15 protein-coding genes and 1 pseudogene are annotated in these 13,905 nt (G+C 68.9%); 4 read left to right on the top strand and 12 right to left on the bottom strand.

Translation table 11 applies throughout. From position 1 onward, the window contains the following. Positions 1 to 2: 2 nt before the first annotated feature. Positions 3 to 494, bottom strand: a complete 492-nt coding sequence (locus tag RYJ27_RS01870) for a DUF4916 domain-containing protein (protein ID WP_330171098.1) — start codon at positions 492 to 494, stop codon at positions 3 to 5. Between the two features lie 49 nt (positions 495 to 543). Between RYJ27_RS01870 and RYJ27_RS01865 the strand changes: the two genes are divergently transcribed. Beyond that, entirely contained in the window at positions 544 to 2,319 is a 1,776-nt protein-coding gene (locus tag RYJ27_RS01865; RefSeq protein WP_330171097.1) for a DUF4012 domain-containing protein, read from the top strand. A gap of 34 nt (positions 2,320 to 2,353) precedes the next feature. On the opposite strand, the gene RYJ27_RS01860 is transcribed toward RYJ27_RS01865, so the two are convergent. Together RYJ27_RS01860 and RYJ27_RS01855 are read right to left on the bottom strand one after the other, a co-directional pair. After that, on the bottom strand, positions 2,354 to 3,088 hold the full coding sequence (locus tag RYJ27_RS01860) for a hypothetical protein (protein ID WP_330171096.1): 735 nt from the start codon (positions 3,086 to 3,088) through the stop codon (positions 2,354 to 2,356). 132 nt (positions 3,089 to 3,220) lie between these two features. Beyond that, positions 3,221 to 4,708, bottom strand: coding sequence for an aldehyde dehydrogenase family protein (locus RYJ27_RS01855; protein WP_330171095.1), 1,488 nt, complete (start codon positions 4,706 to 4,708; stop codon positions 3,221 to 3,223). 164 nt (positions 4,709 to 4,872) lie between these two features. Here RYJ27_RS01855 and RYJ27_RS01850 point away from each other — a divergent pair, with 164 nt between their 5' ends. Beyond that, positions 4,873 to 5,883 carry an AraC family transcriptional regulator gene (locus tag RYJ27_RS01850; RefSeq protein WP_330171094.1) on the top strand — a complete coding sequence of 337 codons (1,011 nt, stop codon included), beginning with the start codon at positions 4,873 to 4,875 and terminating at the stop codon, positions 5,881 to 5,883. On the opposite strand, the gene RYJ27_RS01845 is transcribed toward RYJ27_RS01850, so the two are convergent. From RYJ27_RS01845 to RYJ27_RS01835, 3 genes are all read right to left on the bottom strand, one after another. After that, entirely contained in the window at positions 5,787 to 6,839 is a 1,053-nt protein-coding gene (locus RYJ27_RS01845) for a hypothetical protein (protein WP_330171093.1), read from the bottom strand. The two genes, RYJ27_RS01850 and RYJ27_RS01845, sit on opposite strands and share 97 nt — an antisense overlap. 157 nt (positions 6,840 to 6,996) lie before the next feature. Beyond that, positions 6,997 to 7,377 carry a PH domain-containing protein gene (locus RYJ27_RS01840; RefSeq protein WP_330171092.1) on the bottom strand — a complete coding sequence of 127 codons (381 nt, stop codon included), beginning with the start codon at positions 7,375 to 7,377 and terminating at the stop codon, positions 6,997 to 6,999. 100 nt (positions 7,378 to 7,477) lie between these two features. Next, the gene (locus tag RYJ27_RS01835) at positions 7,478 to 7,630 is read right to left on the bottom strand and encodes a hypothetical protein (RefSeq protein ID WP_330171091.1); all 153 of its coding nucleotides are present in this window, start codon (positions 7,628 to 7,630) and stop codon (positions 7,478 to 7,480) included. A 294-nt stretch (positions 7,631 to 7,924) separates the two neighbouring features. On the opposite strand from RYJ27_RS01835, the gene RYJ27_RS01830 reads away from it, so the two are divergent. Next, positions 7,925 to 9,244 (top strand): HNH endonuclease signature motif containing protein, encoded by a 1,320-nt coding sequence (locus tag RYJ27_RS01830; RefSeq protein ID WP_330171090.1) that lies wholly within the window; start codon positions 7,925 to 7,927, stop codon positions 9,242 to 9,244. 33 nt (positions 9,245 to 9,277) lie between these two features. On the opposite strand, the gene RYJ27_RS01825 is transcribed toward RYJ27_RS01830, so the two are convergent. Together RYJ27_RS01825 and RYJ27_RS01820 are read right to left on the bottom strand one after the other, a co-directional pair. Further along, positions 9,278 to 10,339: a Gfo/Idh/MocA family protein gene (locus tag RYJ27_RS01825; protein ID WP_330171089.1), complete on the bottom strand. Its 1,062-nt coding sequence runs from the start codon at positions 10,337 to 10,339 to the stop codon at positions 9,278 to 9,280. A 60-nt stretch (positions 10,340 to 10,399) separates the two neighbouring features. Next, positions 10,400 to 10,804 carry a hypothetical protein gene (locus RYJ27_RS01820; protein WP_330172082.1) on the bottom strand — a complete coding sequence of 135 codons (405 nt, stop codon included), beginning with the start codon at positions 10,802 to 10,804 and terminating at the stop codon, positions 10,400 to 10,402. A 29-nt stretch (positions 10,805 to 10,833) separates the two neighbouring features. Between RYJ27_RS01820 and RYJ27_RS01815 the strand changes: the two are divergent. Beyond that, a pseudogene (locus tag RYJ27_RS01815) lies at positions 10,834 to 11,440 on the top strand (transposase); the annotation flags it as partial. A gap of 83 nt (positions 11,441 to 11,523) precedes the next feature. Here the strand turns inward: RYJ27_RS01815 and RYJ27_RS01810 are convergent. From RYJ27_RS01810 to RYJ27_RS01795, 4 genes are all read right to left on the bottom strand, one after another. Beyond that, a complete protein-coding gene (locus tag RYJ27_RS01810) occupies positions 11,524 to 11,994 on the bottom strand; it encodes a YflT domain-containing protein (RefSeq protein ID WP_330171088.1) in 471 nt (156 codons plus the stop codon). 12 nt (positions 11,995 to 12,006) lie between these two features. Further along, positions 12,007 to 12,894, bottom strand: a complete 888-nt coding sequence (locus RYJ27_RS01805) for a zinc metalloprotease HtpX (RefSeq protein WP_330171087.1) — start codon at positions 12,892 to 12,894, stop codon at positions 12,007 to 12,009. Between the two features lie 206 nt (positions 12,895 to 13,100). Beyond that, entirely contained in the window at positions 13,101 to 13,463 is a 363-nt protein-coding gene (locus tag RYJ27_RS01800; RefSeq protein WP_330171086.1) for an amylo-alpha-1,6-glucosidase, read from the bottom strand. After that, positions 13,453 to 13,830, bottom strand: a complete 378-nt coding sequence (locus RYJ27_RS01795) for a glucosidase family protein (RefSeq protein ID WP_330171085.1) — start codon at positions 13,828 to 13,830, stop codon at positions 13,453 to 13,455. Before RYJ27_RS01795 ends, RYJ27_RS01800 begins: the two co-directional genes overlap by 11 nt. Positions 13,831 to 13,905 lie beyond the last annotated feature (75 nt).

Here is a 13,905-nt window from a genome sequence, read left to right as displayed (position 1 = left end):
GACTACGAGCGTTTCGTCAGGCGCTCGAGCAGCGTCCGGCCGCCCGGCCAGAGCGGCTCGGGCCACGCAGGCGGGGTGAACCAGGCGAAGTCGAGCGCCTCGTTCTGCGGGACGATGGCTGCGGCATCCGGCAGTTCGATCGTGAAGGAGAGGCCGATGGAATGCTTCCGGGCATCGATACCGGTCGCGGGCGACTCCGGGCGCGCCGCCTCGGGGAACCACTGGTACACGTAGGCGGGTTGCGGGTCGTCGTCGATCACTGGTTCGACGCCGAGGGTGTCGAGGCAGTGGCGGCGGAGTGCCGCCGCGAGCGTCTCACCGTAGAGCACCCGCCCTCCCAGGTGGCACCACACGCGGCCGTAGGGCGAGTCGCGGAGGATGAGGCCTACCTGCTGCGCACCGTCCGGCGCGGTGCGCACGGGGACGAAGTCGACGCACGCGAGCGGGATCGATCGTTCGATCTGGGCGTAGAGATCGTCGGGGAGGAACGTCACGGGTCGATTCTGCCCGGTCGGTGATCGCGGGGTCGCCTAGGGTGAAACGGTGACCTCTGCCTCCCTCGCCCGCCGACGTTCCGCGGGCCGGGTCTTCGCGATCGTCACCGGGGTTGTCCTGATCGCAGCGATCGCCGTGCTCGCCTGGGTGGGCGTACGCGCCCTCCTCGCTCAGCAACACCTCTCGTCGGCGCAGGCGGTCGCGGGCGAGGTGCAGTCGACGCTCAGCACCGAGCCGGCGGCGATGGCGACGGCGGCGGCAGCCCTCGCCGATGAAACGGCCGCCGCTCGTGACCTCACCTCCGACCCCGTGTGGAAGCTCGTCGAGGGCGTGCCCTGGATCGGCCCGCAGTTGAGCGCCGTATCGACGGTCGCGGCATCCATCGACACCCTCGTGCGGAGCGGCCTGGCCCCGCTGCTCGACGTCGCCGCGGGACTGGACGTGAGCGCCTTCGCGCCGCGCGACGGCGCCATCGACCTCGCGCCGCTGATCGCGATGCAGCAGCCGGCGGCGACCGCCGCGTCGGCCGCCGCACAGTCAGCGGCCTCGCTCGACGATCTCGACACCGCGGGGCTCGTGGGCGCCGTGCGGCAGCCGCTCGCCGAGGCATCGGAGCTCATGGGCACGGTCGCGACGGCGACGGAAGCCCTCGCCCGTGCGACGCAGCTGGTCCCCCCGATGCTCGGGGCCGACGGTCCCCGCAACTACCTCGTGCTCTTCCAGAACAACGCTGAATGGCGTTCGCTGGGCGGCATCCCAGGTGCGGTGATTCTCGTGAACACGGACGGCGGCCGCATAAGCTTGGCGGGCGAATCGGATGCGAACGAGCTCACGCAAGGAGGGGAGCCCATCGCCGCCCTCTCGAGCGAGGTGCAGGGCATATACGGGCTCGACCCCGTGCGCTTCATGCACAACACGACGCTCGTGCCCGACTTCGCGCTGACGGGCGAGCTCTCACGCGCCTTCTGGGAGCGCGCGACGGGCACCGCGGTCGACGGAGTGATCTCGATCGACCCCGTGGCGCTGTCCTACCTCCTTCGCGCCACGGGGCCGGTGACGCTGCCGTCGGGAGACGTGCTCACGAGCGAGAACGCCGTCCCGCTTCTGCTGAACGACGTGTACTTCCGCTACTCCGAACCGGCCGAGCAGGACGCGTTCTTCGCCTCCGCGGCGGCGGCGGTGTTCGGCGCCCTCACGTCGGGCGAGGCGTCGCCGACCGCGCTGGTCGAGGCCCTCGTGCAGGCGGGCTCGGAAGACCGGCTGCTCATCTGGAACGAGCGCGACGAGGAGCAGACGGTGCTCGAGGGGACGACCCTGGTGGGCGCGCTGCCCGTCACCGACCTCGAAGCGACGCGATTCGGAGTGTTCGTCAACGACGGCACCGGATCGAAGATGGACTACTACGCGCGCCTGGAGACCTCGCTCGGCTGGTGCGAGTCGGCGACCGACGGCACGACGCGCGCAGGGCTGTCGGTGACGGTGCGCAGCGAGGCGCCGGCGGATGCCGCGACATCCTTGCCCGGGTATATCACCGGGTTCGGCACCTTCGTGCCGGAGGGTTTGATCCGCACGGTGACGTACATCTACATGCCGCAGGGCTCGACGGTACTGGGGGATGCCGCCACCGCCGGCACGCTCGGACCGGGCACGCACGACGGGCGCCAGGTGGTGTCGTGGACCAGCGACCTGTGGCCGGGCGAGTCGGCCACCTACGAGGTCGTGGTGCAGACGCCCTACACCGAGCTGCTCGAGCTGGTGCGCACGCCGACGCTGTTCGGCACGGAAGACGCCGACGTGGCCGCGGCCTGTGGAGTGGCGCCGTAGAGCCGAACAGGCCGGAAGCGGGGCGTGCGTCGGCTCAGAACCAGACGAAGGGGACGAAGCTGTTCAGCACCGTCGCCGTCAGGGCGATCGTCACCCCGAAGCCGATGAGCATCCACTGCGTGCGCCGGCCCCTCACCACGGCCGCGACACCGAGGAGGAAGAGGCTGACAGCCATGAGCACGGTACTCAACTGCAGGCGGTCGCCGTACGTGTTGTAGCGCTCGGCGTCGGCGAAGAAGGCGTCGCTGCGCTCGTCCTCGACCGACCACATCGAGAAGCGGGCACCGAGGTACTCCTCGGAGTCGAACGGGCTCACGTAGTCGCCGCCCTCGGCGTTCTGCTCGTCCGACCAGATGATCGCGGCATCGAGAGCCTCGTCGACGGCGACGAAGTGCAGCGTGTCGAACTTCGCCTCGGCCGAGGCCGCCAGAACAGGGTCGGCGCTGTCCATGTCGATGCTCAGCTCTGTCAGCCGCGACCACGTCTCGGTGTCGCGGATGTAGGTCTGGTTCGCTTCGAGGTAGAGCGACTCCGCCTCGGTCTGCGAGTTCTGCGCCTGCGAGTACGCCGAGGCCGACAATCCGTCATACAGCGCCGCCTGGAACGACGTGTACGCCGTCGCGACCGACACGATGCCCAGGAGCACGACGACGAGCAGCTCGAGATCGCCGAAGAACGACGACAGCCGGCGCGGCTGCGCCTCCTCCGCTGCGGGCTGCGTCGCCGGCGCCGATTCGGGTGAGATTGCGGGACGGGTCAGTTCGGTCACGGACGCTCCTGGGGGTCATTCTCTGCGCACGCACTCGGGGCGCCGAGCCAGAATATAGCTCGGCGCCCCGCCGCCTCGTTCACGCTCGCGGTCGCCTCCGCTCGCGAAGAACGGCGGCCCGCGCTGCGCGGCTTAGGCTGCGTCCTCCGGGTCGATCGTGACGATCACCGACTTCGATCGGGTGAAGGATTCCAGCGCCTCGGGTCCGCTCTCGCGACCCCAGCCCGACGCCTTCACGCCCCCGAAGGGGACGGCCGGATCGAGCATCGCCCACCCGTTGACCCAGATGATTCCGGCCTCGAGCCTGTTGGCCACGCGGTGGGCCCGGCTGATGCTGCCGGTCTGCACGCCCGCCGCCAGGCCGTAGGGGGTACTGTTCGCGAGGCGGATCGCCTCCTCCTCGGTGTCGAACGGCTGAACCGTCAGCACGGGGCCGAAGACCTCCTCCTTCACGGCGACGGCATCGTTGTCGAGCCCCGCGATGACGGTCGGCGCGTAGTAGAAGCCGCCGTCGAGCTCGACCCTGTGACCGCCGGTGACGACGGTGCCGCCGGCGGCCACGGCATCCTGCACCATCTGCTCGATACGCTCGAGCTGCGCACGGCTCGCCACCGGACCGATCACGGTGCCGGGGTCGCTGGGGCGCCCGAGCGGCACCCCGCCCACCGCGTTGCCCAGGATGCCGACCACCGTCTCGTACAGCGACCGATCCACGAGGAGCCGCGGCCCCGCCATGCAGAACTGCCCCGTGTTGAACACGAAGGCGTTGATCACCGCGCCGATCGCCTTGTCGAGGTCGGCGTCGGCGAAGACGATGTTCGCCGCATTGCCCCCGAGCTCGGCCGCGACCGGCTTGAGGTGCTCGCCGGCGGTGCGCGCGACGATGCGACCGACCGCCGTCGAGCCGGTGAACGCGACCATGTCGACGTCGGGGTGGCGCACGAGGGCGTCGCCGAGTTCGGGCCCCGGGCCGATCACGAGGTTGTAGACGCCCGCGGGCACGCCGGCCTCGCGAAGGATGTCGGCCATCAGCAGGGCGCTGAGGGGCGTCTGCGGTGCCGGCTTGTGCACCACCGTGTTGCCCGCGGCGAGCGCGGGAGCCAGCTTCGAGCTCGAGAGGATGAGGGGGAAGTTGAAGGGGCTGATCGCCGCGACCACCCCCCGGGGCTCACGGCGCGTGAACGCGAACGCGGGCAGCGGGGTCTCGCGTACGGCCCCGTCGAGATGCTGCGCGAGGCTGGCGAAGTACTCGAACTGATCCGCCGCGGTCGGCACGTCGATCATCCGCGTGAACATGATCGGCTTGCCGACGTCCGGGCTCTCCGCCTGCGCGAGCTCCTCGGACCGCTCGCGGATGAGCGCCGCGACCCGCAGGAGCACGCGAGAGCGCTCACGGCCCGAGATCCTCGACCAGCCGCCGTCGTCGAACGCCTTCCGGGCCGCCGCGACCGCCGCGTCGACGTCGGCGACCGTCGCCCCGGCCACCTCGCCGATGACCTCACCCGTGGCCGGATCGGTGACGTCCATCCGCTCGCCCGCCGCGGGCTGCTGCCATTCGCCGCCGATCAGCAGGTCGGTGCGGATCGCGGTGGTTTCAGGCGCTGTCGACGTCTCTGTCATGTCGTCTCCTCTTCGAGAGTCCGGTCGGGTGTGGGACTGATGGTGCGGCCCCGCGACGCGGGGAGCAAGCGTCGATTCGCATTTCGGACAACACCCGCTCCGGCCTGCTTGTGGGGGTCGCCGCATCCGGAGATACTTGAAGACGTCAACAATGGAGTTTGTCTGTGAATGAGTTCGCCGCGGTCAATGTGAACACCCGGTCGATCGATGACGCCATCGCGATCGGCGCCGGCGTCTACCATCCGCACGTCCTCCGCCTGCGTGACCGCGGCGAGGGATTCGGGATGCATCTGCGCGCCTCGACGATCGGACCGATCGTCATCGGCGCGCTCGAGTACCGCACGCCCGTGAGCATCCGCGCCGCCGAGTTCCTCGACTCGTACCAGGTGAACCTCCCCCTCTATGGGGACGTGCTGATGAGCTACGCGGGCCGCGAGCACCGGGCCACGACACGTCAGGCCGTCGTGCACGGGCCGGCGGCCCCGTCTCGCGTGGACGGCTGGAGGACGCCGGCGAGGCTTCTCGCGGTGAAGGTGCAGAGCGCGCATCTGGAGAACGCGCTCGCCTCGATCCTCGGTCACAGCATCCAGCGGCCGATCGGTTTCCACGGCGCCGTGGACGTCACGAGCGCGGCGGGCAGGGAATGGGCGGCTCTCGCGCGGCGGCTCGACTGGTGGGCACGACTTCGCGAGGAGGACGATCCGCTCGTCGGTCCGACCCTGACCGACGCGGTGGTGAGGGGCCTACTCCGCGCGGGGCGGCACGAGTACACGAGCGAGCTGGATGACGCGCTCGCGTCCGACCCCGACGCCTCCGTGCACCGAGTGCTCTCGCTGATGCACAGGCGCGCCGCATCCGGCGCGTCCATCGGCGACATCGCCGACGAGGCGGGGGTGGGCCTGCGAACGCTCGAGAAGCGCTTTCAGAGCCGCTGGGCGCACACGCCGTCGGGCATGCTCCGCGACATCCGTCTGGCGTACGCGCGGCGGAACCTGCGGCATCCGGAGTCTGCCGAACTGCTCGTGTCAGACGTCGCCGCCCGGTGGGGACTCCCCCACCCCGGGCGCTTCGCCGCCCGCTACGCGGAGCGGTTCGGCGAGTCTCCCTCGGCCACGCTGTTTCGCGGCGCGGGGGCCAGGGCGCGTGCGGCGGGCGCCATCGCCGTGGGAGCCTGACCGTTCGCCCCGCCCGAGGCCGCCTCGCCCTCGCAGTCGCGCAGGTCGACGCCGAATGCACGCCGATACTGGCGCACGAGGCCCTGCTGCGTGAATCCCCATCGGGCTGCGACGTCGCCGAGAGTGAACTCCTCGGGCTCCCACCGGGAGATGTCACGTCGCGCCGCCGCCAATCGGACGCGCCGGATGCACGCGCGCGGGCTCTCGGGCGGCGAGGCGTGTTCCATGAAGATCTGCCCGAGCCTCATGGACGACACTCCGGCGACGGCGGCGACGTCTTCGACCGTGATGGGAAGCGCGGCGTTCTCCTCGATGAAGGCGACCGCCGCCCGGTATGCGACCGCCGCCCCGCGCGAGGTCACAGATCGGCGGGGCGTCGTGCGTTCGAAGCGGAAGATTCCCAGCGTCGCCACCGCGAGCTGTCGATAGGCGGAGGCGCGAAGCAGGTCGTTGTGAACTATCTCGTCCCGCTGGCTCGCGATCGAGCGCAGAAGCGGCGACCACCGCTCGCCATGCCGTCGGGAGATCGGACGAGAACCATCGAACCCGAGGTGGAGGTGGGGATTGTCGAACGCACGCCTGGCCAGGCGCTCCAGCTCGCGGGTGTCGAAGCGAACGGCGGTGACCCGCACCCTGTCGACGTACGTCTGCAGCGGGATATGGGGATGGAAGAGGACCGGGCCCTGCCCCAGGTCGCCCCGATCCTCGTCGACCTGCCAGCGATAACGATCCGGTCCCACGACGACGGTGAAGCCGTCGACGATGCCGTTGATCGCGAAATCGCCCCCGAGCAGGACGGTGCCGACGGAGAAACATCGGTCCCCGGACACAGAGACGCCGTAGTCCACAGCGCCGCGGATGCTTAGTCGCCCATAGCTCTGACGGAGGTGCTGCACGGCAGCGTCGGTGTCGCGCGTCCGGAAATCGAACTCGATCTGGCCATCCATATGGCTCACCCCCTGAGGAAGCAGGATGTGCTCATCCTGTCCTACACGGCCCTCGGACTGTTGCCGGGTGGACTCGCCGCGTCGTCTGCGCCGGGGCGCGGGCGTGGGGGGAGGTTGGCGCGTGGGGAGGGTGGGAGCGTCAGGCCGTCGGGGCGCTCCCGGATTCTCAATGGGGCTGCAGCACCGCCCACGCGATCAGGCTGTCGATGCGGCGGATGTCGGCACCCTTCGTGATCTTCACCTTGATGTGACCCGCGCGCGTCCACAACTCCACCTCCGCGTCACGGTCGAGGAATCCGCCCGCGTTCTCGGTCGACCACATGTTGATCGCCGAGTAGGGAAGTGAATAGATCTCGACCTTCTTGCCCGTGATTCCCTGAGCATCACGAACGATCAGACGCTTCGTCGTGAATGTGGCGGAGTCTCGGAACGTCTTGAAGGACGCCACCGGCTGTTCGCCTTCGACGAGGAGAGCGCTGACGTCGTCGGGGATCGGGATCTCTTGTTGGAGGGTCCAGGACAGGATGGCTGATGTCTCGATCGGCATCCCCTCAGGCTAACGAGGTGCTGGTCGCCGTGCCCTTGAGCCAGCTACCGCAGATCGCGAGGAAGGGGAAGGCCAGGGCGAGTGGTTACCGGAATGCGCGTCAGGCCGTCGGGGCGCTCCCGACGTTGCCTTCGGAGTCGACGACGGGCGTTTGGCCCGCGGTGCCGTGGCGCTCGTCAGTGTCGTCCGGTTCGCCGGCATCCGTCGTGTCGGGCTCTGGACCGGGCTCGATGGGCGGGTTGTCTCTATCCATGCCGCCCAGTCCACGCGAACCTCGCCGCTGACGCAAACGGGTTGACGGGGGCCCGACGCGCCGCAAGGAGGACCGCTGAGCGCGGCGCTGCGATCGGGGGCTGCCGCGGGGCCGGAACGGCCCCTTGCCACCGGCAAAGGGGCAGCGTCAGGAGACGGCGGGAGGGGACGGCGGGAGGGGCGACGAGAGGGCAGAGGACAGATGAGAGAGATCTCATGCAAATTCTCTGCGAGAGGTCGATTTCGGGACGGAATCCGGGTGGCGATGTCGGAGGCTGGTTCTATAGTTTCGAACATGCATTCGAACCCGGTGTCGTCGTCCACCCCCTGGGGAGACGACGTGGATCTCGCCGCGCGGGAGCTCGCGGAACGCTACGTCGCGGCGCGGCGGGCGGAAGCGGTCGCGCAGGCCGCGGTGGCGCGGGTGCTGGCGGAAGCGGCCGAGCTGGCGGCGTCGCGGGTGGCGGTGCTGCCCCGGGCGTCGGCGAAGGACGCCGAACTTCCCGTGCGGGCGGTGGCGGCGGAGCTGGCCGTCGCGGCGCGGGAGCCCGACGGGGCGGTGCAACGCCAGATGGGCGAAGCGGCCGTGGTGGTGCGGGAGTTCCCGGCGGCGATGACCGCGTGGGGTGAGGGGCGGATCGGGGCCCGGCACGTAAGGGTGATCACCGAACTCGGAACCCCGGTGGCAGACCCGGTGGCGCGGGCGGCGTTCGAGGCGGAAGCCGTCCGGCAGGCCGAAGGTATGACGCCACGGCGACTGCGGGCGGCGCTCGCCCCGGTGGCGGAGGAGATGCAACCGGGGTCGCTGACAGAGCGGCACCGGGCCGCCCGGGCACGACGAGGCGTATGGACGACCGTGCTCGAAGACGGCATGGGATCCGTCACGATCGTGCACCCGGCGGTGCTCATCGACGGGATCCACGACCGGCTCACCCAACAAGCCCGAGCGGTGAAGAACCTCGACCCCACCGACACCCGCACCCTCGATCAGATCCGGGCGGACCTCGCCGCCGACATGCTCCTCACCTCCACCCCCAACATCGAAACCGGGGAAGGACTGGCCGACGGATACGGCGGGCTCGGGGCGATCACCGCGATCGTCAACGTCACCGTCCCCGCCCTCGCCCTCGCCGGCGTCACCACCGAACCAGGCGACCTGGTCGGGAAGACACCCATCGACGCCGACACCGCCCGGGAACTGGCCGCCCGGGCACCCGGATGGGACCGGATCCTCACCGACCCGATCACCGGAAGCGTCCTCGCCGTCGACCGATACACCCCCTCCGCGGAGATGAAACGATACCTCCGCGCCCGCGACCGACACTGCCGATTCCCCGGCTGCCGACAGCCCGCACACCGATGCGACCTCGACCACTCGATCGACTACGCCCACGGCGGGAAAACCCACACCGGAAACCTTGCCCACCTGTGCCGAAGACACCACACCCTCAAAGGCGAAACGCCCTGGAAAGTCACCCAACACGACGGCGGCGTCCTGCAATGGACCTCACCCGGCGGACTCACCTACACCGACCAACCACCCACACCACCACACGTGCGATTCACCCCCGACGATCATCATTCGAACGCGCACGGCGAACCACCACCGTTCTGAGGAGGCTCGCGACGGAAAGCGTGCCGCGCGTCGTCAGTTGGTGGAGGTGCTGCTCACGCCATCGCTGGCCTGCACGGCGACCGGCGACGTGGTCGCGGCGTGCGGGTCGGCACCGAGGGGTGCGGCGAGTCGAGCGCTCGGGTCTGCCACACCGGCCGCATCCGCGATGTCGAAGACGAGCTCGAGGCTGCGGGCGTTGTCGGCGACCGTGGCCGGACGCCGGGACTCCTCGCCTTCCATGACGCGCACGAAGGATCGCCACGCCACGAGCAGGTCTTCATCGTCGACCACGGGTGAGGGCGGCACGATCCGCAGAGGGTGCCTGTCCGCCTCGACGCGCACGCCCAGATCGCGCACCGAGATCACACCGTCGTCGCCCTCGAAGGTCCAGTCGCCGTCCCACGACGTCGGGCGCCCGCGGGCAGCCCAGGTGGCACCGTAGGAGACCTCTGCCCCCTCCGCGAGCGCGAGCCGGGCATCGACGTCCGTCATGCCCCATACGCGCGCGTCGTCGGGTCGCCCTGCCTCGGCGGAGAGCACCCGCGCCTCCTGCCCCGTGAGGAAGCGCAGGAGGTCGAGATGATGAATGGACATGTCGGCCAGCAGCGGATGCGCGAGCACCGCGCGCTCGCCGTCGGTCAGCTCGGGCTGCGCGAACTCGATGATCACGCGGCGCAGACGGCCGATGGCGGGGAGGTGGTCGAAGACGGCGCACGCCCACCCGCGCATGCGGTAGTTCTGGTTGACGCGCACGGCGACGCCCGCGCTCTCATCGAGCGCGACCATCTCCTGCAGCTCCGAGCGCGTCGGGACGAGAGGCTTCTCGCACAGGACGGGCAGGTCGCGACCGACCGCCAGCCGCACCGCCTCGAGGTGTTCGCCGGGCGGCAGGGTCACGATGACCGCGTCGAGATCCTGGTCTCGGAGAAGAGTCCGATAGTCGTCGTACACCCGCAGCCGCGGGGAGCGCGAGCTGATCTCCGCCCGCCTGCTCCGCGCGGCGACGGCGACGACCTGGACACCGGGCTCCGGCGCGAGCACGCGCTGCCACGTCTGCCCCCACCTGCCCATCCCCAGGATTCCGACCTTGCGCATCCGCACTCCTCTTATAGGAGTGAGGGCGGCGGAGATGATCCGCCGCCCTCACTAGCTGGTTCAGCCCGCGTAACCGGTGGGCGGAGTCAGCACTCCGCGCTCGATCAGCTTCTTGATGTTGTTCGCACGCGTCGTGTCCTCGCGCGCGAGCCAGTTCTCCTCCGGGGGAGCGTCGAGGTACTGGTTCTTCGGGTAGATCGGGGTGTCGTAGATCGCCCGGTACTGCTCGGTGCGCAGGTCCTTGAACTGGTTGTAGAGACCGTTCGCGACCCGAGCGCGACGCAGCGCCTCGATGTCGATCGTCGTGCAGACGAAGGAGTCACCCGTCGTCCACCCGCGCTGCTGCGTCAGGATCTGCCCGCGCGGGCCGACGATCATCGACTGACCGCCGAAGAGGTCCGACGAGGCCCGCGACCACGGTGAGGCGATGTCAGACCGGACCGCGTGGCGGATCGCGTCGAGCAACGGCTGGTTTCAGCGCGTTCGGGAGACCCAAACGGAGCAAGGCCCGCCGACCCGGACCGCCCGTGCACGACGACCTCTGCGCCGTCGTCGACGAGAACGGCCGAAACCGGCACGTGTTCACCGCCGACGCTCCGAACGAGCTGTGGCTGACGGACATCACCGAGCACCGGACCGCGGGGGGCAAGCTGTACCTCTGCGCGATCGAGGACGTCTACTCGGGCCGGATCGTGGGGTACTCGATCGACACCCGGATGACGTCCCGTCTGGCGGTCCAGGCGCTGGAGAACGCCGTCGCGATGCGCGGCGACGCCGCCGGCTGCATCGTGCATTCGGACAGAGGTGGCCCGGTCAGTTCCGCAACCGTAAGATGCTCCGTGCGCTCAGCCGCCACCGCATGGTCGGGAGCATGGGAAGAGTCGGGTCCAGCGGAGACGCAGCCATGGAATCGTTCTTCGCGCTGCTGCAGAAGAACGTCCTCAACCGCCGCACCTGGCCCCCCGCGAGCAGCTGCGCATCGCGTTGGTGACCAGGATCGAGCGGACCTACCACCGCCGCAGACGCCAGGCACGCCTGGGCCGCTTGACGCCCATCGAGTTCGAGACCATCATGAACACGACCGTCGCACTGGCGGCGTGACTACAACCTGTCACCTATCCGCGCAGCAGTCACTCTCCCGCTTCAGCATCGACTCCTCCTGACGGGCAGGCGGCGGGCAGAATTCAGGGCTGCTGCGGTGCCGTCGAGATCAGTGTCCGCGCGCGATCGAGGTACGCGGGATTGACCATCACGTCCCAGTGCTCGGCAGCGAGATTCTGGACGGACGAGAAGTCCCGCTTACCGCGCCAGATGCCGTGGCCGACGAGCCCGAAGAGGCCACCCCACAGCGCACCGAGGCCGGTCGCCGCGATCAGCAGCCACAGCCAGAAGAGGCCGGGGGCGAAGAGCCCGAAGATGAGCCCGACGAGCAGACCGAACCACGCACCGGATGCGGCGCCGTAGCCCGCTGCGCGGGCCAGTGTCATGCGCCCGGTCACCTGCTCCTCGATGCGCACGTTCCAGCCGATGATCGAGACCTCTTCAACGGGGAACTCCGCATCGGAGAGTCGGTCGACCGCCGCCTGCGCAGACGCATAGTCGTCATAGCTCGCGAGGAGTTCACGGGCGGGTGTCGAGGTGGATGAGTTCGTCATGATGTCTCCTTATCACACAATGTGCTCGGGGTGGTAGGGGGTGATGAGTCCACGACGCATGCTCGGCTCGTCGGCCATAGAGAGCAGTCTCCTAACGCGGTCTGCCGTGGCCGGGTGCGTGCTGAACAAACTGCTCATGGCGTCGCCGGACAGCGGATTGGCGATCATAAGATGCGCGGTCGAGGAGCTGGCTGGCGTCGCCCCCGTGAGGGGAGCAACTCGCACGCCTGCCTCGATCTTCTGGAGAGCGGACGCCAGAGCGAGCGGGTCACCGGAAAGCTGAGCGCCGTCCGCATCGGCTTCGAATTCGCGGGTACGGCTGATCGACAGTTGAATCAGCGTCGCGGCCAGCGGCGCGAGGATGAGCATCAGGAGAGTACCCAGCGGATTCGGCGCGTCGTCTTCATCTGATCCGAAGGGAAGAAAGAGGGCGAACTGCGCCACGGAAGTGATGATTCCCGCGAGGCCCGCTGCGACGCTGGAGAGGAGGATGTCACGGTTTGTGATGTGCGCCATCTCGTGTGCGAGGACGGCACGCAATTCGCGCGGAGTCAGTAGTCGCAGGATGCCGTCGGTGACGCAGACCGCCGCATGCTCGGGGTTACGTCCCGTCGCGAACGCGTTCGGCTGCGTCAGCGGGCTGACGAAAACCCGAGGCATCGGGGCTCCGGCTGCAGTCGCCAACTGGCTAACGATCGACGTGAGCTCTGGAGCCTCGTGGGCAGTGACTCGTTGGGCGCGCATCGCGGCGAGAGCCAGGCGGTCGGACCAGAAGTACGCTGCACCGTTCATGGCGAGCGCTCCCAGGGTGGCGATGACCAGGCCCGCGAATCCGGCCAGCCAATAGCCGACGACGAGGATGATGCCGGTGAGCAGCCCCAGCAGCAGGGCCGTCTTCATCCCATTTTGGAAACGACGCATTGGTCCCAACTCCCTTCGCATTCGAACTTGCGTCGCATTGCATCAAGTTTAGCGTAGGGTCGTGGGAGGACCAAGCGTCATTCGCCGGCATGTGCACCGTCCGACCAACAAGTGCATGCGTCACGCGAGCGAAAAATCCTGCACCTCTTCCCCGACCTTGGGCAGGAAGACGCATCTCGTGCTGATCACGAGTAAGCGTGCCCCGGGCGATCAGTCGGGGTCAGTGTTTGCTGTCCGCGAGTTGGCGTTCGAGGTCGTCGACGCGTCGGCGTGTCGCGGGCGATCCCGGCGGCGATGAGCGCGGTGTCGTGGGGCCACACCGATCCGTTGTGGCAGCTGACGGGGTTGTAGCGGGTGTTGCCGGTGGCGAGGGTCTGGATGCCGAATCCGGTGAAGAATTCCGGTGAAAGGAGCCGTTCGACCACGGAGCGAGCGGCCGAGTCGTCGACGATGCCTGTCCAGAGGCAGTGCCCGACGTTGGAGGCGATCGCGTTCACCTGTTGTTTGTCGCGGTCAAGAGCGATCGCGTAGAAGCCTTCATCGGGCATCCAGAAGGCCTCGTGAAAACGTATCGCCGTATTTGGTGATCCATTGCACCGCCTTGTCGACTGCGGGTCGCAAGGGGTCGAGCTCCTCGAGCGGCACTCCCCGCCGAGCCATCTGACCGGCGAGCATGATGAAAAGCGGGGTGGAGTCGATCGAGCCGTAATAGATGCTGTCCCCGCCGAGAGCGAGCGAGAAGTCGACCCCCAGGCGGACCTCGTGCATGATGCGCCCCGGTTCCTCCTCGGTGACCGGATCGACCTTGTTGCCCTGCATGCGTGCCAGGGTCCGCAGCGGCCCGAGGGCGAGGTCCGGCGAGAAGGGCAGCGTCATCCAGCTCGTGATCAGCGAGTCTCGGCCGAAGAGCGCCATGAATGAGCGACCCTTGCGCACTCAGGCGCCCCGGTTCCGGATTTGACTGACCCTGTTCGACGTGTCTGTATTGGA

Source organism: Microbacterium limosum, assembly GCF_036324365.1.
Classification (GTDB): Bacteria; Actinomycetota; Actinomycetes; order Actinomycetales; family Microbacteriaceae; genus Microbacterium; species Microbacterium limosum.
Note: the sequence above shows the minus strand (reverse complement) of the source record. Positions and strands in the feature narration are given on the sequence as shown.

Coding starts and splice junctions, on each gene's coding strand:
- RYJ27_RS01855 (WP_330171095.1), bottom strand. CDS start 4,708: ATGACAGAGACGTCGACAGCGCCTGAAACCACCGCGATCCGCACCGAC.
- RYJ27_RS01840 (WP_330171092.1), bottom strand. CDS start 7,377: ATGCCGATCGAGACATCAGCCATCCTGTCCTGGACCCTCCAACAAGAG.
- RYJ27_RS01835 (WP_330171091.1), bottom strand. CDS start 7,630: ATGGATAGAGACAACCCGCCCATCGAGCCCGGTCCAGAGCCCGACACG.
- RYJ27_RS01830 (WP_330171090.1), top strand. CDS start 7,925: ATGCATTCGAACCCGGTGTCGTCGTCCACCCCCTGGGGAGACGACGTG.
- RYJ27_RS01825 (WP_330171089.1), bottom strand. CDS start 10,339: ATGCGCAAGGTCGGAATCCTGGGGATGGGCAGGTGGGGGCAGACGTGG.
- RYJ27_RS01810 (WP_330171088.1), bottom strand. CDS start 11,994: ATGACGAACTCATCCACCTCGACACCCGCCCGTGAACTCCTCGCGAGC.
- RYJ27_RS01805 (WP_330171087.1), bottom strand. CDS start 12,894: ATGAAGACGGCCCTGCTGCTGGGGCTGCTCACCGGCATCATCCTCGTC.
- RYJ27_RS01800 (WP_330171086.1), bottom strand. CDS start 13,463: ATGCCCGATGAAGGCTTCTACGCGATCGCTCTTGACCGCGACAAACAA.
- RYJ27_RS01795 (WP_330171085.1), bottom strand. CDS start 13,830: ATGGCGCTCTTCGGCCGAGACTCGCTGATCACGAGCTGGATGACGCTG.